We start from the raw sequence: 18,334 nt of genomic DNA, 5'->3' as shown, positions 1-18,334 counted from the left end.
ATGACAACCAGTGCCCGCCCCGACGTAGCCGTCATCGGCGGCAGCGGCTTCTACTCGTTCTTCGACGACGACGCCGAGTCCGTCGTGGTCGACACCCCGTACGGGACTACGAGTGGGCCCATCACCGTGGGCGATGTCGACGGGCGCAGCGTCGCGTTCCTGCCTCGGCACGGCGCGAAGCACGAGTACTCCCCGCACACTCTTCCGTACCGGGCGAACATGTGGGCGCTGCGGTCGCTGGGCGTACAGCGCGTCTTCGCCCCGTGTGCCGTCGGCAGTCTGGTGGCCCGGTACGGGCCGGGAACGTTCGTCGTCCCCGACCAACTCGTCGACCGTACGTCCGGGCGCGCGCAGACGTACTTCGACGAGGGTGGGGTGCACGTCGAGTTCGCCGATCCGTACTGCGGCGATCTGCGTGCTGCGGCACTGCAGGACGGAGTCGTCGACGGCGGCACGATGGTGGTCGTCGAAGGACCGCGGTTCTCGACGCGGGCCGAGAGTCAGTGGTTCGCCCGGCAGGGGTGGACGCTGGTCAACATGACGGGCCACCCGGAAGCAGTCCTCGCCCGGGAACTCGAGCTCTGCTACGCGCCGATCGCCCTCGTCACCGATCTCGATGCAGGAATCGAAGCGGGACAGGGTGTTCGCGCGGTCGACGTGTTCGCCGAGTTCGCGCGGAACATCGAGCCGTTGAAGACGTTGGTGCGTGGCGCCATCGGCGCAGCTCCGCCCGGTCCGTGTTCGTCCTGCCGAATCCACGACGGCGCCGATCTTCCGATCGAGTTGCCATGACACGCGTATTGCTCACCGGTGCAGCCGGTTTCATCGGCGGTCATGTTCTCGAGGCATTGCGTCCCGAACACGACGTCGTGGCCGTCGACGCGTATCTGGCGTCGGCTCACGGTGATTCGGGGCGGTCCGACGGCATTGCCGCAGTCGACGTGCGGGACCGAGAGGCGTTGGCGTCCTCGCTGAAAGGCGTCGACGTCGTCTGTCATCAGGCTGCCGTCGTCGGCGCGGGTGTGAATGCCGCCGACGCCCCGGCGTATGCAAGCCACAACGACTTCGGCACCGCCGTGTTGCTCGCGGCGATGGCCGACGCCGGATGCACGCGGCTGGTGTTGGCGTCGTCGATGGTCGTCTACGGCGAGGGACGCTATCGCACCGAGGACGGCAGGATCGTCGTTCCCGGCCCGCGGACCCGTGCAGATCTGGATTCGGGCCGCTTCGACAACACCGACCCGGACACCGGTGAATCGCTGGAGTGGACTCCCGTGCCCGAGGACGCGCCGCTGCACCCTCGAAGCACCTATGCCGCAAGCAAGCTCGCCCAGGAGAACTACGCACTCGCCTGGTCGCTCGCGACGGGCGGATTCGTGACAGCGCTGCGCTACCACAACGTCTACGGTCCGCACATGCCGCGGAACACACCGTATTCCGGTGTCGCAGCGATGTTTCGGTCGTCGCTCGAGGCCGGCCGCGCGCCGCAGGTATACGAGGACGGGGCGCAGGCCCGCGATTTCGTCCATGTCCACGACGTCGCGTCGGCCAATGTTCTGTCGATCGACGCCGCGTTGCCGGGGTTCACGGCACTGAACGTGTCGTCCGGACAGCCGATCACCATCGGCGAGGTCGCCAGCGCACTGTCCGACGCGTGCAACGGCCCAGCCCCCGAGGTGACGGGCCAGTATCGATCGGGCGACGTCCGGCACATCGTCGCGAGCCCGGAGCGGGCACGGCAGCTGATCGGGTTCGAGGCAGCCATCAGGCCACGGGACGGACTGCGCGAGTTCGCAACAGCTCCTCTGCGCGACGCCGAAAGCACAGGAGCGCCGAGTGTCTGACGTGACCGTGATCATCCCGTGCATGAACGAATCCGGTTCTCTGCCCGGCGTTCTCGCGCGTGTCCCGGGCGGCTACCGCGTCGTCGTGGTCGACAACAACTCGACCGACGGCACCGCCGACGTCGCTCGCGCGCACGGGGCGACGGTCGTCCACGAGACCCGGCCCGGCTACGGGTCGGCCGTTCACGCCGGGGTTCTGGCCGCCGATACCGACATCGTGTGCGTTCTCGACGGCGACGGCTCGATGGATCCCGCCGAGCTTCCGATGCTCGTCGCGGGGTTGGAGCATGCCGACCTCGTGGTAGGACGCCGCAGATCGAGACACTCGCCGATACATGCGCGCCTCGGCAATTACGTTCTGTCCCTTCGCCTTCGCACGAAATACGGCTTACCCGTGCACGATCTCGGTGCGATCCGCGCGGTGCGTCGCGCAGCGCTCCTCGACCTGAACGTCACCGACCGCCGCTCCGGCTACCCGCTGCAATTGCTGGTGCTCGCGTCGAAAGCGGGATGGCGCGTCGTCGAACGCGACGTCACCTACAGCCCACGCACAGCAGGCGCATCGAAGGTGTCCGGTTCGGTCAAGGGCACCGTCGTCGCGGTGCGCGATTTCTGGAAGGTGCTGTCGGAGTGAACGTCACCGCACTCGTCGTCGCCAAGGCCCCGGTCCCCGGTCTCGCCAAGACGCGGCTGGCCGCCACCGTCGGTGCCGACGCGGCCGCCGACATCGCCGCCGCCGCACTGCTCGACACGCTCGACGCGGTCGCGGACGCCGACTTCGCGACCCGCGTCGTCGCACTGACAGGCGACCTCGACGCCGCCGCCCGAGGGACCGAGATCGCCGCCAGGTTGGCGTCGTACACCGTGGTTCGACAGCGCGGCGACGGATTCGCCGAGCGACTCGTGAATGCACACATGGACGCCTTCCACGGGCTACCTGTGTTCCAGATCGGCATGGACACGCCTCAGGTGACGCCCGAGCTGCTGAACGTGTCGGCGTCGCGGTTGACCGACGGGCAATCAGTGCTGGGCATGGCCGAGGACGGCGGGTGGTGGGCGCTGGGAATCCCCGACCCGTCGTTGGCGCGGGCGCTGCTCGACGTGCCGATGTCCACGCCCGAGACGGGTGCCGAGACGCTGGCGGCCCTGACGGCCCGGGGCGCGGAGGTCACGATGCTCGACGTGCTGCGGGACGTGGATCATGCGTCCGATCTGGCGATCGTCGCGGCGGATTGTCCGCCGGGTGGGCGCTTCGCCCTCGTGAGTGCGATTGTATAGAGGGCTGTACATTACTGCTAACGGCGCCTTTGGCGTAGGATAGGGAAGTATGGGGAATGACTTCTACACCGCCGAGCAGGTCGCCGAGCTTCTCGGCCTGCACGTGCGGACCGTACGCAACTACATCCAGGACGGCCGGCTGCCCGCGGTGCGGATCGGCAAGCAGTACCGCATCACGCCTGCCGGACTCGCGTCGCTCACCGGAGGCGACGCTCCCGCCGATCGTCCCGACGTGCACGTCACCAGCATCGTCACCGTCGACACGATCGACCGGCAGACCGCGTCGCGCCTGGCCACGTCGCTTCAGGCTTCCGCCATGGGCCGCGGCAACGCCGGAACACGCCTGCGGATCGACACCGCGTACGACGACACCGCGTCGACCTGCAAGATCGTCGTGATCGGCGACGCCCTCGACACCGCGGAAGTGCTGCGTCTCGTCGACGCCTTCGTCGAGGGGACGCGATGACCATCCTGTTCGTCGACGCCGAAGGACCGAAGCTCGGTTCGGAATCCGATGCCGTCGACCTGGTCGGTGACGCATTCGGACTTGAAGCAACAATGATCGCCATTCCTGCCGAACGATTTCGTCCCGAATTCTTCGAGCTCCGAACTCGGCTGATGGGGGAATTCACGCAGAAATTGGTGAACTATCGAATTCGGCTGGCCATCGTGGGTGACATCAGCAGATTCACGCAGGTCAGCGAGTCGCTGCGCGCATTCGTCGCCGAGTCCAATCGTGGCCGACACATCTGGTTCGTTGCCGACCGAAGATCTCTACAAGATCGCATCGCAACAATCGACTAGCTGGTTTCTACGGTTTTTCTCAGAGGCGAGTGCTAGAAACATCATGTGGTCGGGTTACTCATCGGCATTGCGATCTGGTTGGCGTTGGCATTGATTGTCGCCGTCGTACTGGGCCGTGTCGCGAAGCGAGCCGACAACGAAGAACTCGGCTCGACGCTGAACTGGAACACCTCGGAGATCGACGACAGCGTGCATCACGACTGAGCGCTAATCGGCCCGTTCCACTATTCCGTTCAGGATGTCCGCAGCGGTGGCCAGCGTGTCACGCTGCTCGTCCGTCAACTCGGCCAACTGCTCCGCGAGAACTCTCTCGCGTGACGCGACATCCTGCGACGCCACTCGACGGCCCTCGTCGGTGAGCGTCAGCAGCACCTGGCGACCGTCCGTCGGGTGCGGAACACGCTCGATCAAGCCCATCTCGAGCAGCGCGGACGACGACCGTGAGATCGACGGTGGCTTGATCCGCTCTCGCACGGCGAGCTCACCCGTCGTCGTCGGCCCCTCGCGAAACAGCGTCGCCAGAATCGACAGATGTGCGACGGGAATCTTGTCGCTGGAATGCCGCAACCTGAGCTGCCGGTTCAGACGCATGGCCATGACCGACAGATCCCTCGCGAGGTGCGGGTCGGTGCTCACACGATCAGGTTAGCGCGGCGAATCAGTGCAGTTCGAGAACCGATTTCCCGTTTCTGTCGGTTTCTTGGGCTAAACTACCGGGCGCTCGTTCGAAACAGGGTGGTAGCCGGGGGGCTTGGTGAAACGATCTCTTGCCGTAGGTATTGCTGTGCTCGTGATGTCGCTGGTCGCTGCAGGACCGGCTGGCGCGAACCCCAATGCCGTCAATCCGATTCCGGGTCTCAACGGGGTGTTCGGCCTCCCGCCCCTGACGGGACGCACTGTCGCGGTCGCACAGGCGACAGGCCTCGCCAGCGCCAACATGACCCAGAACTACAACATGCTCGGCACCGACCTCGGCATCATGTGGGACAACGGCAACGGCGAAATCCTCACCGCCTTCGGAGACACCGCCGGACTCGGCCTGCCCAATCTGTTGCAGGGCAGCGTCTGGTCCTGGAAGAGCAACTCGCTCGTGCGCAGCCGCGACGGCAATCTCGCCGACGGCATGAACTTCGACAGCATCGTTCGCGACCCACTGGGCCAGGCCAAGGAACTCGTTCCCAGCCCGAAGATCCCCTTCGTCGAGATCAGCCGCATTCCGACGGCCGGGGTCGCCCTCGGCCCCAACCAGTTCATGAGCTTGATGTCGGTCAAGAACTGGGGCGAGCCCGGCAAGTGGGAGACCAACTACTCCGGCCTCGCCGTTTCGGGCGACAACGGCGAGAACTGGGCGGTCGTCCCCGAGACGCAGCGCAACTGCGACGGCGGGAACCGCAACTTCCAGCAGAACGCGTTCCTGAAGGACGGCGGTTTCGTGTACGTCTACGGAACCCCTCCGGGACGAGGCAACTTCGGTCACGTCGCACGGGTGCCCGAGAAGGACATCCTGAATCTCGGCGAGTACGAGTACTGGAACGGCAGCGAGTGGAAGAAGAACGACCCGGCAGCAGCTGTCCCGATCGTCGACAACGTCGGTGAGCTGTCCGTCGCGTACAACGAGTACCTGGGTCAGTACCTGATGCTCACCACCGACCCCTTCAACTCCATCGTGATGCGGCGTGCCTCGTCCCCCACCGGTCCGTGGAGTCCGCCCGAGGTCGTCGTCGACACGCGACAACTCCCGAGCGCATACGCGCCGTTCATTCACCCGTGGTCGTCGGGCCGGGATCTCTACTTCCTCGCCACCGTGCATCAGAACTACAACGTCCTGATGCTGCGTACGACGCTGTAGGACAGCCTGTTTCAGCCGGGCTGCTGGCTGCGGTGTCACGCCGATAGGCTCGTGACATGGACGCCGCAGACTGGGACCGCAAGTATTCGAGCCGGGATCTGGTCTACGGAGCGCCGCCCAATCAGACGCTCGTCGAGATCGCCACGTCGCTGCCGCGCGGTCGTGCGCTGGATCTGGCGTCGGGCGAGGGGCGCAACGCGCTCTGGCTCGCTACGCGCGGCTGGGAGGTGACGGCCGTCGACTTCTCTGCGGTCGGACTGACGAAGGGGCACGAGATCGCGTCGCGGTCGCCGAAGTCGGTCCGCGACCGGCTGACGTGGGTTCATGCGGACGTGACGCAGATCGCTCCCAAGCCGACGTATGACTTGGTTCTCGTGCTGTATCTACATCTGCCCCACGAGCAACGCCGCAAAGCAATCCGCAACGCGCTCGACGCGCTGAAACCTGACGGAATCCTCATGATTCTCGGGCATCATTCCGACAACATCTCCGCTGGGGTGGGCGGACCCCAGAATCCCGAACTACTCTATACGGCAGAGGAATTGGCGATCGATGTCGGGGATCGAGCCGTCGTTTCTCGATGCGACAGAAGGCTCAGAACAACTGACAGTGGTACCGCCATCGATGCTTTGCTACTCGCCGGTAAGTCCGGTCTTGGCAGCCGGAACGAACGGGGGTAACATGCCTCTATGTTACCGACGAGTAGCTAACTTGGGCGGTACTCACGAGACCGCACCACCGACTGGAGAGCGACGCAATGGGCCATTACAAGAGCAACCTTCGGGATCTCGAGTTCAACCTCTTCGAGCTGTTCGGGCTCGACGAGTCCCTCTCGGGTGACAACTTCGGCGACCTCGACGGCGAGGCGGCCCGCGACATGCTTCGCGAGGTAGTACGCCTGTCCGAGGGCCCGCTGGCCGAATCCTTCGCGGACGCGGACCGCAACCCACCCGTGTTCGACCCCGAGACCCACACCCTGAAGCTGCCCGACTCGTTCAAGAAGTCGTTCAAGGCGCTCTACGACGGTGAATGGTGGCGCGTCGGCCTCGACGAGGAGATCGGCGGCATCGCTGCACCTCGCAACCTGGGCTGGGCCATCAACGAGATGCTCCTCGGTTCTCAGCCCGCTGCATTCATGTACTCCGCCGGACCTTCCTTCGCCAACGTGCTGTTCCACAACGGAACCGACGAGCAGAAGGAATGGGCCAAGGTCATCGCAGAGCGCCAGTGGGGCGCCACGATGGTTCTCACCGAGCCGGATGCCGGATCCGACGTCGGCGCAGGCCGCACCAAGGCGATCAAGCAGGAAGACGGCTCCTGGCACATCGAGGGCGTCAAGCGCTTCATCACCTCGGCCGTCTCCGACGACCTGTTCGAGAACATTTTCCACCTCGTGCTGGCCCGCCCCGAGGGCGCAGGACCCGGCACCAAGGGGCTCAGCCTCTTCTTCGTCCCGAACACGCACTTCGACTTCGAGAAGGGCGAGCTGGGCGAGCGCAACGGCGTCTTCGTCACCGGCGTCGAGCACAAGATGGGCCTGAAGGCGTCGGCCACGTGTGAACTGACGTTCGGCGGCCACGGCATTCCCGCGCAGGGATGGCTCGTCGGCGAGGTTCACAAGGGCATCGCGCAGATGTTCGACGTCATCGAGCACGCGCGAATGATGGTCGGCACCAAGGCAATTGCCACGCTGTCCACCGGCTACCTCAATGCACTGGACTACGCCAAGGAGCGTGTCCAGGGCGCCGACCTGACGCAGATGACGGACAAGTCCGCGCCGCGCGTCACCATCACGCACCACCCCGACGTCCGACGCAGCCTGATGACGCAGAAGGCGTACGCCGAGGGCCTCCGCGCGGTCTACCTGTTCACGGCCGCCCACCAGGATCCGATCACCGCGAAGCAGGTGTCCGGCGCCGACGAGGACATCGCCTTCCGCGTCAACGACCTGCTGCTGCCCATCGTCAAGGGTGTCGGTTCGGAGATCGCGTACCACCAGCTGGCAGAGTCGCTGCAGACTCTCGGTGGTTCCGGCTTCCTGCAGGACTACCCCATCGAGCAGTACATCCGTGACTCGAAGATCGACTCGCTGTACGAGGGCACCACGGCCATCCAGGCGCAGGACTTCTTCTTCCGCAAGATCGCCCGCGACCGCGGCGTAGCGCTGGCTCACGTTGCAGGACAGATCAAGTCGTTCATCGACAGCGAAGCGGGCAACGGCCGCCTCAAGGCAGAGCGCGCACTGCTGAACACTGCGCTCGAAGACGTGCAGGCCATCGTCACCTCGATGACCCAGCAGCTCATGGGCGCTCAGGAACACCCGACCGAGCTGTACAAGGTCGGACTCGCATCCGTGCGCTTCCTCATGGCCTTCGGTGACCTGCTCATCGGCTGGCTGCTGCAGCGTCAGGCCGAAATCGCCATCACGGCACTCGACAACGGTGCCGAGGGCGCAGACAAGGCCTTCTACGAGGGCAAGGTCGCTGTGGCATCGTTCTTCGCCAAAAACGTGCTCCCGCAGCTCACGGCAACTCGCACCATCCTGACGAACCTCGACCTCGACGTCATGGAGCTCGACGAAGCCGCATTCTGATCTTTGGCTTCTCGACGGCCGCACCCGACTTCGGGTGCGGCCGTTGGTGTTTCGGGGTTTTGCGCGCAGACGCTCACCATTTCGCTGGATGCACGCGTAATCGTTGGCCATTTGCCGTGCACCTGGCAAAACGGTGAGCCACTAACGGAGCTTTCCCGGCCGCACGCTGGCCGTCGGCTTCGGGGAGTTCTCGGCCCTCACGATCGCTCGACGGATGCGGTCCACTACGACGTCGAACGTGAAGATCTCGCTCCACGTCCACCTGACGACCTGCAGTCCGGTGTCGCGGATCGAGTCCTCCCGCTTCTTCTCCTCGAAGACAGCGTCCCCGGGATCCTGCCCAGGGCGAAGGAATTTCCCGTACTTCACCTTGCCGTCGCACTCACCCATGACCGCGGGCGTCACACCGAAATCACTTCGTCCGAGGAACCTGCCCCTCGGATCGCGAACCTCCACCTGTAGCTCGACGTCCCGAAAACCGTGCTGATGCAGCCGAATTCGACTCAACGACTCGGCGACGCTTTCGCTCCGCGCGTCCACCATGTCCGCGACACGCCGGGCAGAGGCGATGCCCTGCCATCGACGTGCACGTTCCAACTCTTCTGCGACTTCGTCGAGCGATGCGCCGTGCCTCATCGCGACATCACCGAGCACCACCGCGGTATCCAGTGACATTGTCCGAGCGATGTCGACGAGCGTGCGTGCGAGTGTCGTGGTTCGAAAGCCGTCGACGATCACAACTTCGCCGAGGGGCGAACAGTGCGTCACCACCCCTTTGGACGTCCGGCCACCACCACGCCGGTCACGTGTCACGTGGACCCGTGACAAATCGACCCCGTAGAGGGGAAGTCCATGAAGTATCGCAGCCGATTCATGACTCACCACTGCCTTGTCCGACAACGTGGGCAAGACCGCGTCGATGAGTAGTCGATGCGTGGACCTGGCGTCGAGAGAGTCCGAGTGGTCTGCACCGATGTAGTTACCGTGGTGCAGCGTCCTCCAGCCGCCGCTCGTGCGCAGCGCGCGAATTTCGTGGTCGGCCAGGCCCATCGACAACGCGTCGCGACGACTGAGCAGCCGGGTGGGATCGAGTTCCATGCCGCCAAGACTGCACGCTGCCAACGCTCCCAAACGGGCTCCACCGCAATCTGTGCACAAGTTCTGGGCCTGTGGATAGATTCCGGCACGGACGTACCGTAATGAGGTCCGTGACACATGCTCACCATTTCGCCAGACGCGCGCGTAATCGTTGGCCATTTGCCGTGCACCTGGCGAAACGGTGAGCGGCTACGGACCGCGTTCTCGCGATCAGCCGTGTGGGGGAGGAAGGACGCTACACCTGCAGACGGCGGAACTTGCTGCCGTGGAAGATGATCGGACTGATCTCGCTCTGAACCTCGAGCGAATGGATACGCAGCAGCACGATGACGTGGTCGCCGGCGGGAACCTGCTGGTCGATGCTGGTCTCCAGCCAGGCGGTGGCACCCTCGATGAACACTGCGCCCTGGTCGGTGGTCAACAGCTCGAGACCTGCGAACCGGTCACCGGTCTTCGCCGCGAGGGTGCGGGCGGCGTCGTTGTGCGCTTCCCCGAGGACGCTGACGCCGATGCTGCTCAGACCCTCGAGCTTCGGCCACGTCGTCGACGTGTTCTGAATGCAGACGGCGACGAGTGGAGGTTCGATCGACACCGCGACGAAGCTGCTCGCAGCAAGTCCGACCGGGGTCCCGTCGATTTCGGCGGCGATGGCGACGACACCGCTGGGGAACTGGGCGTAGGCCTGACGAAGCGTCGTCTGGTCGAGGTCGGTGTGCGTGAGCGTCATGCCGATGCTCCCTTTCGTGCGTCTGCTGCGGCCGTGACGGTGGGTCCCCATCGCCGCGCATAGTCCACGATACGAGTATCGGTGGTGTAGCTGCTGTCCAACAGGTACAGACCAGGTGCAGGGGTGATCGCACCGAGCTCGACGAGCACCGGCTTCAGCAGCAGATCGGGTGCCAACGCATGCGCGGGCCCTGCGCCCAGCATCAGCGGAACGGCGACGACGTCACGCAAACCCTCGTCGGTGGCGAACTGGTCCAGAAACAGTTTGAGAAGACCGGTGTACGTCGCCTTGAACGTCGGGCTCGCGAAGACCACGATGTCGCTGGACGCAACCGTGTCCACGGCCGCCTTCACCGCGTCGTCACCCCACCCGAGCAGGCCCGCGCCCAAGGTGACGACGTCGATCTCCTGGTCCGCCTGCCCACCGGTGAGCTGCGATGCGAGCAGTCCCGCCGCCTCGAGGGTTCGCGAACCCGGCTTCGGATTGCCTGCCACCACCGTGACTGTCATGCGCCTACTTTCGATCGGAGAACACGTGCACGTCCAGCCAACCCGGTCGAGGTTCGCGTGTCCACGGTCAGAATCATCGTGATTCTTTCGAGAGGGAATGAAATGGCGTCGCGCGACGCTGGACTTTCTGGAACAAATAGTTAGCAAGAGTACGGAGGCCGGAACGTGCCAAGGATCGACAGCTACATCGCGCTCGGAGATTCGTTCACCGAGGGCGTCGGAGACACCGACCCCGCCAGCCCGAACGGCGTCAAGGGCTGGGCAGATCGCGTCGCCGAGCAGTTGGCCGTCGGCAATCCCGAGTTCCGCTACGCGAACCTCGCCGTCCGCGGCAAGCTTCTCGACCAGGTGATCGAGGACCAGGTCGGCATCGCGATCGAGGCGGCCCCGGATCTCGTCACCATCTACGCAGGCGGAAACGACATGATGCGGCCGAAGGTCGATATCGACGGCATCGTCGCCCGCTACGACGCGGCCCTCGCCGATCTGAAGGCCACGGGAGCGCGCGTCGTCGCCTTCACCGCCTACGACGCCGGCTGGTCACCGATCTTCCGCATGCTCCGCGGTCGCACCGCGATCTACAACGAGCTGCTCCGCGGCGTCGCCGAACGCCGTGGCGTCGAGCTGGTCGACTACTGGCGTTTCGACGGCTACGACGACCCACGTATGTGGGACTGGGACCGGCTGCACATGTCGACCCTCGGTCACACACGGATGGCAGCGGAAGTACTCGACTTCCTGGGCGTCCCCCACTCGATCCAGGTCGACGCCCTCGATCCCCTGCCTCCTCTCGCGGCCGCCGAGAGGCGTCGGGAGAACACGGAGTGGGTCAGGTCGTTCGCAGGACCGTGGGTGTCGAGACGATTGCGCGGCACGTCGTCGGGTGACGGTGTGGCGCCGAAACATTCGTCGTTGCAGGCGCTGTAGCTACTCGCCGTCCGCCGGTGGGGTCGCCGCAGGCGGTTCGGCGGGCGCGGGCCGATTCGCCGGGGTCTCCTCGGACGGCGAATCGGCAGGCGCCTCCGGCTCGGGCTCGGGCTCGGGTGAGACGCATCTGACGATCGGGATCGGGTCGTACTTGACCGTCCGCGTGTTGCGCGAGATCTCGTTGCCCGACGCCACATCCGTGATCACCCTGGTGTCGCTTGCCGTGAATCCCGGTCCACCGCTCGACGGTACGCACGCGCTGCCGGCGGGCAACGTGATCGTGTTCGGGCTCGTCGGGTTGGTGCGCGGTCCGGTGATCGACTCGACGTCGACCGTCTTGGTACCCCAAAGGCGCACCGTGACATTGGAACTCGTGCCGAACGACTCGATCAGCACACCGGTTTTGGTCGGGTTGGTGAACTTCAGGTCGATCGCGCCCTCGAACACCGTCGCCTCACGCGCTTCCGGGTACCGGCTGATGTAGTAGCTGTGTTCGGTGTGCCCGGCGTCTTCCATACCACCGAAGTACGACGCGTTGTACAGCGTCGTCGCGAACTGACTGATGCCGCCGCCGACGGCGCGATCGGGTCGGCCGTTGTCGATGATGCCGGACTCGACGAATCCCTGCGCCGACCCACGGGGCCCGGTGTACTCGTTGAGCGAGAACGTTTCTCCCGGCTTCACAAGAGCGCCGTTGACGATGTCGGCGGTCAGACGAATGTTGACACCTGACGCGTACTCGAACCCGCCTGTCGTGAACTCGCCGATGACCTCGTTGATTCCAAGCGCTTGCGCGCCTTCCGTCGTCAACGCGGGTTGCGCCTGGTCGTAGACGGCCTCGGTCGACCGCGAGTCGGAGGATCCGAGCAGAGTCGGCAACTGCTCCAACGTCTTCGGCCACTGGACGAGTTCGCCGACGACACCGGGCACCACTGTCGGCGCACCGCCTCCGAGCGCGAACGACGCATCCTTGGGCTGGGTTTCCGTCGACGCCAACTGCGGGGCGAGAATCGCGGTGGCGGCCTGCGCGTCGTATCTCTCTGCGAGAGCACCGTTTCCGTCCGGCTCGAACGAGACGACGCTCGCGATGGCGTCCGGCGCGAGGACGGCGGTGGCATCACCTCGACCGGTGAACACGACCGGCGCGGAGACGGCCGGCGTCGCGACATCTCGAAGAACGCGGTCGACCTCGTCCTGGTGCACGGTCACATCCACCGTCTCGACCGGAAGCTCGACAGTGCCGAAAGCCCAGTTCGATTCGATCTCGTCGCGCGCCGCCGTCACGTCGACGGACTGACCCGGTGCAGGCGTCACCGCGACGGGCGTGGAGCCCTCGAAGACGACGTCGCCTTCGGTCGGCTGCCGATCCGTCTGTGCGCGAATCGATTCCACGGCCGCGTCGAGCGCGGGTTCGTCGACCGTCGACTGCACACCGATCTCGCGGTCGGTGAAGAACGACGCCAGTCGCGTGAAGGGGTTGATCGGCTGTGACCCGGCCCGATCGAGCGTCGACGCCCAGTCGACGTCGAGACCTGCTGCAGCAGGGACCAATTCGAGATCTTGGTCGCCGGCGATCACACGCACCGGCTGGTCGACGCGTGCGCCGAGCTCGGACTGCAGACGTTCCTCGGCGTCGTCGTGACTCAGACCGCCGACCGAGATACCGGCAACCGTGACACCGCGGGGCACCGACCCGCTCGTCGACAGCATGTCGGCCGTGTAGAACACCCCGAGAATCGCGACGGCGGCTCCCGCGACGACCGCGATCTTCACTCGCTTCGACGGACCGTCGGCCTCGGACTGCTGGGCCGGGGCGGCGGGCGCGAGTGTTTCGGGCTCGGGTGTTGCGGGCGCGGGTGTTGCGGGCTCGGGTGTTGCGGGCTCGGGTGTTTCGGGCCGGAGCGTTTCGGGCTCGGATGTTCCGGGCTCTAGTTTTTCGGGCTGCAGTGTTTCGGTCTGCGTGGTTTCGGGCCCTGGTGTTTCCGGCTGCTGCGCGTCGGACTGCGGCACCGCCGGCTGAGCTACCGTGGGCGCGGCCGAGTCGACGTCGTCCGGTGTTGCGGCGTCGGAGGGCGCGAGCGCCGAATAGGCCTCGGTCGGCGGGTCGACGGGCGCCTCGTGCTGACCGGCTACGGGCTTTTCGGGAGCGGTCTCGGGGGCCGGTTCGTTCGGATCGATCGCGCGGAGAACCTCGGTGGGAGCGTCGTACGGGGGGACGTCGGGTGCGGCATCCTGGCCGGCGGAAGTACCTTCGTCGGGATCCGGCTGGTCTCCACGCCTGTCCCTACCGTCTCCACCGACGCTCACGTTCTCGGCCCTCCCGAACCCCCAGCAATCCAATCGACATCCGCCACGAAGCTTACGCGGGCGCAACCGAACCTTCGCTTCGGAGGATTGGGTCGACAATACGAAGGTGGCCCCGCACCGCTGCCGGGTCGGGGGTCAGGCAGCAGTGCGGAGCCACTCCCAGTATCGCCGGTCTTTGTGATGCGTTACAACGGACGTTGGACTGTCTCTCGAGATTCATTCGTTCGAATGAGTAACTGTCCAGATCTCCGCGCTGAGCCTGCCGACATTCGCATCATGTGTCTGCTGAAAGTTGCGGCCGCCACGGGCGAAAGTGCGCACAGTGGCCGCCGGAACGCGATGTTCGGGCACAGTCACCCAACGGCACGGCCGCACATTCACCAAATCCACGTCCGAGGCCGAGGCGTCGTACCGCCAGGGCCCGTCGATCTGCCCGAGGAAATAGTCTCCGTCAGCGGAGCGAGTCCAGACGAACGACAGGTCGGGAACAGCGGCGAACCGCTCCAGCCGACGCGCCGTGCGCTCGTCGTACAGCCGATCCGTCCGCGCGACCGCGTCGGCGAAATCGACGGGAACCGCATCCAATCGACCACCGACTCCGACCACGCCCAGCTCGAGTGCACGATCGACGGCACCCCGCATCGGGGCGCGATAGACGTACCTGTCGGCGTCCGATCTCACGGTCGGCAGATCCATAAACCCCTCGTTTGACGGATCTGCCGACCGGATCGCTCCGCCGGCCTCACTTGCCGACCGTCGGCCCCCGTATAGGTGCGCTGACTCAGCGCTCGATGATGGCGGTCACACCCTGACCACCGGCTGCACAGATCGAGATCAGGCCACGGCCCGAACCCTTCTCGGCGAGCATCTTGGCCAGCGATGCGACGATGCGACCACCGGTCGCGGCGAACGGGTGCCCTGCAGCGAGCGAGGATCCGTTGACATTGAGCTTGCTGCGGTCGATCGACCCGAGCGCCGAATCGAGTCCGAGACGCTCCTTGCAGTACTCGTCGCTCTCGAACGCCTGCAACGTGGCGAGCACGACCGACGCGAACGCTTCATGGATCTCGTAGTAGTCGAAGTCCTGCAGCGTCAGGCCGTTACGAGCGAGCAGACGCGGAATAGCGTAGGTCGGCGCCATCAACAGGCCGTCCTTGAACGAGCTGTTGCCGTGGATGTAATCGACGGCTGCGGTCTCGGAATCGACGAGGTGCGCAAGCACGGGCAGGTTCCGCTCGGCCGCCCACTCGTCGGTCGACAGCAACGCGGCCGACGCACCATCGGTGAGAGGCGTCGAGTTACCGGCCGTCATGGTGGCGTCGCCCAGCTTGTTTCCGAACACGGGCTTGAGCGTCGACAGTTTCTCGACGGTCGATCCGGGGCGCAGGTTGTCGTCGCGGGTGAGGCCGAGGAATGGCGTCACCAAGTCGTCGAAGAAACCGCGGTCGTACGCGGCGGCCATGTTCTTGTGGCTGGCGGCGGCGAGTTCGTCCTGGTCCTCGCGTCGAACACCGAATTCTTTGGCGGTGATCGCGGCGTGCTCACCCATGGACAGGCCGGTGCGCGGCTCGCCGTTGCGCGGAATCTCGATGCCGAGCATCGACGGGCGGACGTTGCCGAGCAGCTTGATGCGATCGGTCGTCGACTTCGCGCGGTTGAGCGACAGCAGAAATTCGCGGAGCTCGTCGTTGACGCCGATCGGCGCGTCCGACGTGGTGTCGACGCCGCCGCCGATGCCCGCATCGATGCGGCCCGAGGCAATGGCGTCGCCGACCGCGATGACCGACTGCAGACCGGTGCCGCACGCCTGCTGCAGGTCGTAGGCCGGGGTGTACGGGCTCAGAGCGCTTCCGAGAACGGACTCACGAGTGAGGTTGAAGTCGCGGCTGTGCTTCAACACCGCGCCTGCGACGACGAGTCCGAGACGCTCCCCTTGCAGGCCGAATCGGCTGACGAGCCCATCGAGCGTGGCGGTGAGCATATCCTGGTTCGAGGCCTGTGCGTACTTCTTGTCCGAGCGCGCGAACGGGATGCGGTTGCCACCGACAATTGCGACCGGTCGTAGCTGCTTGCTTGTCACTGCGTCTCCCAACATCGCTGAAATAGCCCTGGTGGAGTTTCATCTTACTGACGAGTAAGTTGGTTGTCGACACCCGGTCGAGCGCTTCGCGGCGCCGAATGAAAGGTAGGACATGGCAGCCACCAAGGGAGCCCCAGACCTTTACTCCACGTTCCTGGCGTCCGCGCCGGGCGCGTTCATCGCCAAGCAGGCAGGACTGCCGCAGCCCGAGAAGCTGCGGCGCTACAAGGCAGGCGAACCGCCGCTGGCAGGACCCGTACTGATCGGCGGAAACGGCCGACTCGTGGAACCGCTGCGCACCCTGCTGTCCGACTACCCCCAGGCCCAGCCGCACGACGAGAAGTACGGCGCACTCGTGTTCGACGCCACCGGCATCGGTCAGGTCTCCGAACTCGAGCAGCTGTTCCAGTTCTTCCAGCCGGTCATCCGCAATCTCGCGCCGTCGGCGCGCGTCGTCGTCATCGGTACGACGCCCGAGGAGACAGCCAGCGTCGACGAGCACATCGCGCAGCGCGCCCTCGAAGGCTTCACCCGAAGCGTCGGCAAAGAGGTCAAGCGGGGTGCGACGGCGCAGCTCGTCTACATCTCCCCGAAGGCGTCGACCGGGCTGTCCGGACTCGAATCGACGCTGCGGTTCCTGCTGTCGGCCAAGTCGGCGTTCGTCGACGGCCAGGTCATCGCCGTCGGCGATCAGGACTCCGAAGCTCCCGCATCGTGGGACAAGCCGCTCGCAGGCAAGGTCGCCGTCGTGACCGGCGCTGCCCGCGGCATCGGCGCAACGATCGCCGAAGTACTTGCACGCGACGGCGCCACCGTCGTCGCCGCAGACATCCCGGCTGCAGGTGAAGCGCTGTCCGAGACCGCCAACAAGGTCGGCGGCACGTCTCTCGCGCTGGACGTCACTGCGGACGACGCGGGCCAGGTGCTGTCGAAGCACCTGCTCGAGCGTCACGGCGGCGCCGACATCATCGTCCACAACGCAGGCATCACCCGCGACAAGACACTCGCCAACATGGACGAGAGTCGCTGGAACTCCGTTATCGGCGTCAATCTGCTTGCGCCACAACGCATCACCGACCACCTGGTCAAGACCGGGGCGCTGAAGGAAGGCGGCCGCGTCGTCGACGTCTCCTCTATTGCAGGTATCGCGGGCAACCGCGGCCAGACCAACTACGGAACGTCGAAGGCGGGTGTCATCGGCCTCGTGCACGCGTCGGCGCCGGTGCTCGCGCAGAAGAACATCACCATCAACGCCGTCGCCCCCGGCTTCATCGAAACCGCGATGACGGCCGCCATTCCGTTCGCGACGCGCGAAGCAGGCCGACGCATGAGCTCGCTGCTGCAGGGCGGCCAGACCGTCGACGTCGCAGAAACGGTGGCGTACTTCGCCTCTCCCGCGTCCAACGCCGTCACCGGACAGATCGTCCGCGTCTGCGGCCAGAGCCTCCTCGGCGCATGAGCGTCGTCAAGCTCGACGAGCAGCCGAAGACGTCCGACATCTACGCATCGGCGGCACTGGGTGCTCTGCCGTTCCTCGGATCGAAGTCGAACTCGGTGCCCGACACCACCTTCGAACTGAACGGCCTGCGCGTCGATCCGGACAATCTCGCGGGATACTGCCGTGCGACGGGTCTGCGATTCGGCGACACCCTGCCGATCACCTACCCGTTCACGCTGGTCTTCCCGACGGTCATGAAACTGATGGTGTCGAAGGCGTTTCCGTTCGCGGCCATCGGATCGGTACACGCCGAGAACGTCATCGAACAGTTCCGAGACATCTCGTCGTCGGAGCCGCTGGACGTGCGTGTGCACGCCGAGAACCTGCGCGAACACCGCAAGGGCTTGTTGGTCGATCTCGTCAGCGAAGTCAGCGTCGGGCGCGAACTGGTCTGGAAGCAGACCTCCAGCTTCCTCAGCCTGCAGAAGACCTCGCTGTCGGGTGGTCCACGTGAAGCACCGCCCGCCGACGAAGTGCCACCGCCGCCGACCCGCACCCTGCGAGTCGACCAGAAGACGATCAGCAAGTACGCGTCGATCTCCGGCGATCGGAACCCGATCCACGTGTCGGCGTTGGGGGCCAAGGCTTTCGGCTTTCCGCGCACCATCGCGCACGGAATGTGGAGTGCCGCAGCGGTACTGGGCGTCGTCGAGGGTCGCGTGCCCTCGCGCGTCACGTACAACGTCCGCTTCGGCAAGCCGATCATCCTGCCCGCGACGGTCAACCTCTATGCCGAACCCGTCGAGTCCGGCTGGGATCTGTCCCTCAAGCACCCGAAAAAGGGTTACCCGCACCTGACCGCCACATTGAGGTAGGTGCC

At 65.4% G+C, this 18,334-nt stretch carries 20 protein-coding genes; 13 read left to right on the top strand and 7 right to left on the bottom strand.

The annotated features are described in order from the left end of the window. The 7 genes from HQ354_RS19425 to HQ354_RS19395 are packed head-to-tail and all read left to right on the top strand — an operon-like array spanning position 1 to position 4,130. Positions 1 to 792: an S-methyl-5'-thioadenosine phosphorylase gene (locus HQ354_RS19425; RefSeq protein WP_222635376.1), complete on the top strand. Its 792-nt coding sequence runs from the start codon at positions 1 to 3 to the stop codon at positions 790 to 792. Next, positions 789 to 1,844 (top strand): NAD(P)-dependent oxidoreductase, encoded by a 1,056-nt coding sequence (locus HQ354_RS19420; RefSeq protein ID WP_222635377.1) that lies wholly within the window; start codon positions 789 to 791, stop codon positions 1,842 to 1,844. The genes HQ354_RS19425 and HQ354_RS19420 overlap by 4 nt, the downstream gene beginning before the upstream one ends. Beyond that, complete coding sequence (locus HQ354_RS19415) at positions 1,837 to 2,478, top strand: glycosyltransferase family 2 protein (RefSeq protein ID WP_222635378.1); 642 nt, start codon at positions 1,837 to 1,839, stop codon at positions 2,476 to 2,478. Before HQ354_RS19420 ends, HQ354_RS19415 begins: the two co-directional genes overlap by 8 nt. After that, positions 2,475 to 3,122: a DUF2064 domain-containing protein gene (locus HQ354_RS19410; RefSeq protein WP_167676226.1), complete on the top strand. Its 648-nt coding sequence runs from the start codon at positions 2,475 to 2,477 to the stop codon at positions 3,120 to 3,122. The genes HQ354_RS19415 and HQ354_RS19410 overlap by 4 nt, the downstream gene beginning before the upstream one ends. Before the next feature lie 49 nt (positions 3,123 to 3,171). Continuing rightward, entirely contained in the window at positions 3,172 to 3,588 is a 417-nt protein-coding gene (locus HQ354_RS19405) for a helix-turn-helix domain-containing protein (protein ID WP_068422716.1), read from the top strand. Beyond that, positions 3,585 to 3,926 carry a DUF4180 domain-containing protein gene (locus HQ354_RS19400; protein WP_068422714.1) on the top strand — a complete coding sequence of 114 codons (342 nt, stop codon included), beginning with the start codon at positions 3,585 to 3,587 and terminating at the stop codon, positions 3,924 to 3,926. The genes HQ354_RS19405 and HQ354_RS19400 overlap by 4 nt, the downstream gene beginning before the upstream one ends. 45 nt (positions 3,927 to 3,971) lie before the next feature. Further along, positions 3,972 to 4,130, top strand: coding sequence for a hypothetical protein (locus HQ354_RS19395; protein WP_165839641.1), 159 nt, complete (start codon positions 3,972 to 3,974; stop codon positions 4,128 to 4,130). Between the two features lie 3 nt (positions 4,131 to 4,133). On the opposite strand, the gene HQ354_RS19390 is transcribed toward HQ354_RS19395, so the two are convergent. Further along, positions 4,134 to 4,562 (bottom strand): MarR family winged helix-turn-helix transcriptional regulator, encoded by a 429-nt coding sequence (locus HQ354_RS19390; protein ID WP_254303425.1) that lies wholly within the window; start codon positions 4,560 to 4,562, stop codon positions 4,134 to 4,136. A gap of 157 nt (positions 4,563 to 4,719) precedes the next feature. Here HQ354_RS19390 and HQ354_RS19385 point away from each other — a divergent pair, with 157 nt between their 5' ends. The 3 genes from HQ354_RS19385 (at position 4,720) to HQ354_RS19375 (ending at position 8,368) form a co-directional block, all read left to right on the top strand. Beyond that, positions 4,720 to 5,775, top strand: a complete 1,056-nt coding sequence (locus HQ354_RS19385; RefSeq protein WP_222635394.1) for a DUF4185 domain-containing protein — start codon at positions 4,720 to 4,722, stop codon at positions 5,773 to 5,775. 56 nt (positions 5,776 to 5,831) lie between these two features. Next, entirely contained in the window at positions 5,832 to 6,455 is a 624-nt protein-coding gene (locus HQ354_RS19380; protein ID WP_222635379.1) for a class I SAM-dependent methyltransferase, read from the top strand. A 77-nt stretch (positions 6,456 to 6,532) separates the two neighbouring features. Next, a complete protein-coding gene (locus HQ354_RS19375) occupies positions 6,533 to 8,368 on the top strand; it encodes an acyl-CoA dehydrogenase (protein ID WP_222635380.1) in 1,836 nt (611 codons plus the stop codon). A 141-nt stretch (positions 8,369 to 8,509) separates the two neighbouring features. Here HQ354_RS19375 and HQ354_RS19370 read toward each other — a convergent pair whose 3' ends face one another. From HQ354_RS19370 to HQ354_RS19360, 3 genes are all read right to left on the bottom strand, one after another. Continuing rightward, positions 8,510 to 9,466: a hypothetical protein gene (locus tag HQ354_RS19370; protein ID WP_222635381.1), complete on the bottom strand. Its 957-nt coding sequence runs from the start codon at positions 9,464 to 9,466 to the stop codon at positions 8,510 to 8,512. A gap of 235 nt (positions 9,467 to 9,701) precedes the next feature. After that, positions 9,702 to 10,193 carry a flavin reductase family protein gene (locus tag HQ354_RS19365; protein WP_222635382.1) on the bottom strand — a complete coding sequence of 164 codons (492 nt, stop codon included), beginning with the start codon at positions 10,191 to 10,193 and terminating at the stop codon, positions 9,702 to 9,704. Continuing rightward, positions 10,190 to 10,702: an NADPH-dependent FMN reductase gene (locus HQ354_RS19360; RefSeq protein ID WP_222635383.1), complete on the bottom strand. Its 513-nt coding sequence runs from the start codon at positions 10,700 to 10,702 to the stop codon at positions 10,190 to 10,192. Before HQ354_RS19360 ends, HQ354_RS19365 begins: the two co-directional genes overlap by 4 nt. Before the next feature lie 165 nt (positions 10,703 to 10,867). Here HQ354_RS19360 and HQ354_RS19355 point away from each other — a divergent pair, with 165 nt between their 5' ends. Beyond that, positions 10,868 to 11,629 (top strand): SGNH/GDSL hydrolase family protein, encoded by a 762-nt coding sequence (locus HQ354_RS19355; protein WP_222635384.1) that lies wholly within the window; start codon positions 10,868 to 10,870, stop codon positions 11,627 to 11,629. Here HQ354_RS19355 and HQ354_RS19350 read toward each other — a convergent pair whose 3' ends face one another. The 3 genes from HQ354_RS19350 to HQ354_RS19340 all read right to left on the bottom strand — a co-directional run bounded on the left by HQ354_RS19350 (position 11,630) and on the right by HQ354_RS19340 (position 16,031). Further along, on the bottom strand, positions 11,630 to 13,936 hold the full coding sequence (locus HQ354_RS19350; RefSeq protein WP_222635385.1) for a VanW family protein: 2,307 nt from the start codon (positions 13,934 to 13,936) through the stop codon (positions 11,630 to 11,632). Positions 13,937 to 14,152: 216 nt separating this feature from the next. After that, on the bottom strand, positions 14,153 to 14,632 hold the full coding sequence (locus tag HQ354_RS19345; RefSeq protein ID WP_261768932.1) for a GAF domain-containing protein: 480 nt from the start codon (positions 14,630 to 14,632) through the stop codon (positions 14,153 to 14,155). A gap of 85 nt (positions 14,633 to 14,717) precedes the next feature. Next, positions 14,718 to 16,031 (bottom strand): acetyl-CoA C-acetyltransferase, encoded by a 1,314-nt coding sequence (locus HQ354_RS19340; RefSeq protein ID WP_068422686.1) that lies wholly within the window; start codon positions 16,029 to 16,031, stop codon positions 14,718 to 14,720. Positions 16,032 to 16,128: 97 nt separating this feature from the next. On the opposite strand from HQ354_RS19340, the gene HQ354_RS19335 reads away from it, so the two are divergent. Both HQ354_RS19335 and HQ354_RS19330 read left to right on the top strand, forming a co-directional pair. Beyond that, entirely contained in the window at positions 16,129 to 17,475 is a 1,347-nt protein-coding gene (locus HQ354_RS19335) for a 3-oxoacyl-ACP reductase (RefSeq protein WP_222635386.1), read from the top strand. Continuing rightward, positions 17,472 to 18,329: a MaoC/PaaZ C-terminal domain-containing protein gene (locus tag HQ354_RS19330; protein ID WP_222635387.1), complete on the top strand. Its 858-nt coding sequence runs from the start codon at positions 17,472 to 17,474 to the stop codon at positions 18,327 to 18,329. Before HQ354_RS19335 ends, HQ354_RS19330 begins: the two co-directional genes overlap by 4 nt. Positions 18,330 to 18,334: the final 5 nt, after the last annotated feature.

Origin of the sequence: Rhodococcus sp. BP-261 (assembly GCF_019835205.1) — a bacterium.
Taxonomy (GTDB): Bacteria; Actinomycetota; Actinomycetes; order Mycobacteriales; family Mycobacteriaceae; genus Rhodococcoides; species Rhodococcoides kyotonensis_B.
This window is presented reverse-complemented; position numbering and strand designations above follow the sequence as displayed.

Excerpts from the sequence above, each read along its gene's own strand:
- HQ354_RS19405 (WP_068422716.1), top strand. The coding sequence starts at position 3,172 with ATGGGGAATGACTTCTACACCGCCGAGCAGGTCGCCGAGCTTCTCGGC.
- HQ354_RS19345 (WP_261768932.1), bottom strand. The coding sequence starts at position 14,632 with ATGGATCTGCCGACCGTGAGATCGGACGCCGACAGGTACGTCTATCGC.
- HQ354_RS19335 (WP_222635386.1), top strand. The coding sequence starts at position 16,129 with ATGGCAGCCACCAAGGGAGCCCCAGACCTTTACTCCACGTTCCTGGCG.
- HQ354_RS19365 (WP_222635382.1), bottom strand. The coding sequence starts at position 10,193 with ATGACGCTCACGCACACCGACCTCGACCAGACGACGCTTCGTCAGGCC.
- HQ354_RS19420 (WP_222635377.1), top strand. The coding sequence starts at position 789 with ATGACACGCGTATTGCTCACCGGTGCAGCCGGTTTCATCGGCGGTCAT.
- HQ354_RS19385 (WP_222635394.1), top strand. The coding sequence starts at position 4,720 with ATGTCGCTGGTCGCTGCAGGACCGGCTGGCGCGAACCCCAATGCCGTC.
- HQ354_RS19370 (WP_222635381.1), bottom strand. The coding sequence starts at position 9,466 with ATGGAACTCGATCCCACCCGGCTGCTCAGTCGTCGCGACGCGTTGTCG.
- HQ354_RS19360 (WP_222635383.1), bottom strand. The coding sequence starts at position 10,702 with ATGACAGTCACGGTGGTGGCAGGCAATCCGAAGCCGGGTTCGCGAACC.
- HQ354_RS19375 (WP_222635380.1), top strand. The coding sequence starts at position 6,533 with ATGGGCCATTACAAGAGCAACCTTCGGGATCTCGAGTTCAACCTCTTC.
- HQ354_RS19400 (WP_068422714.1), top strand. The coding sequence starts at position 3,585 with ATGACCATCCTGTTCGTCGACGCCGAAGGACCGAAGCTCGGTTCGGAA.
- HQ354_RS19380 (WP_222635379.1), top strand. The coding sequence starts at position 5,832 with ATGGACGCCGCAGACTGGGACCGCAAGTATTCGAGCCGGGATCTGGTC.
- HQ354_RS19340 (WP_068422686.1), bottom strand. The coding sequence starts at position 16,031 with ATGTTGGGAGACGCAGTGACAAGCAAGCAGCTACGACCGGTCGCAATT.
- HQ354_RS19330 (WP_222635387.1), top strand. The coding sequence starts at position 17,472 with ATGAGCGTCGTCAAGCTCGACGAGCAGCCGAAGACGTCCGACATCTAC.
- HQ354_RS19425 (WP_222635376.1), top strand. The coding sequence starts at position 1 with ATGACAACCAGTGCCCGCCCCGACGTAGCCGTCATCGGCGGCAGCGGC.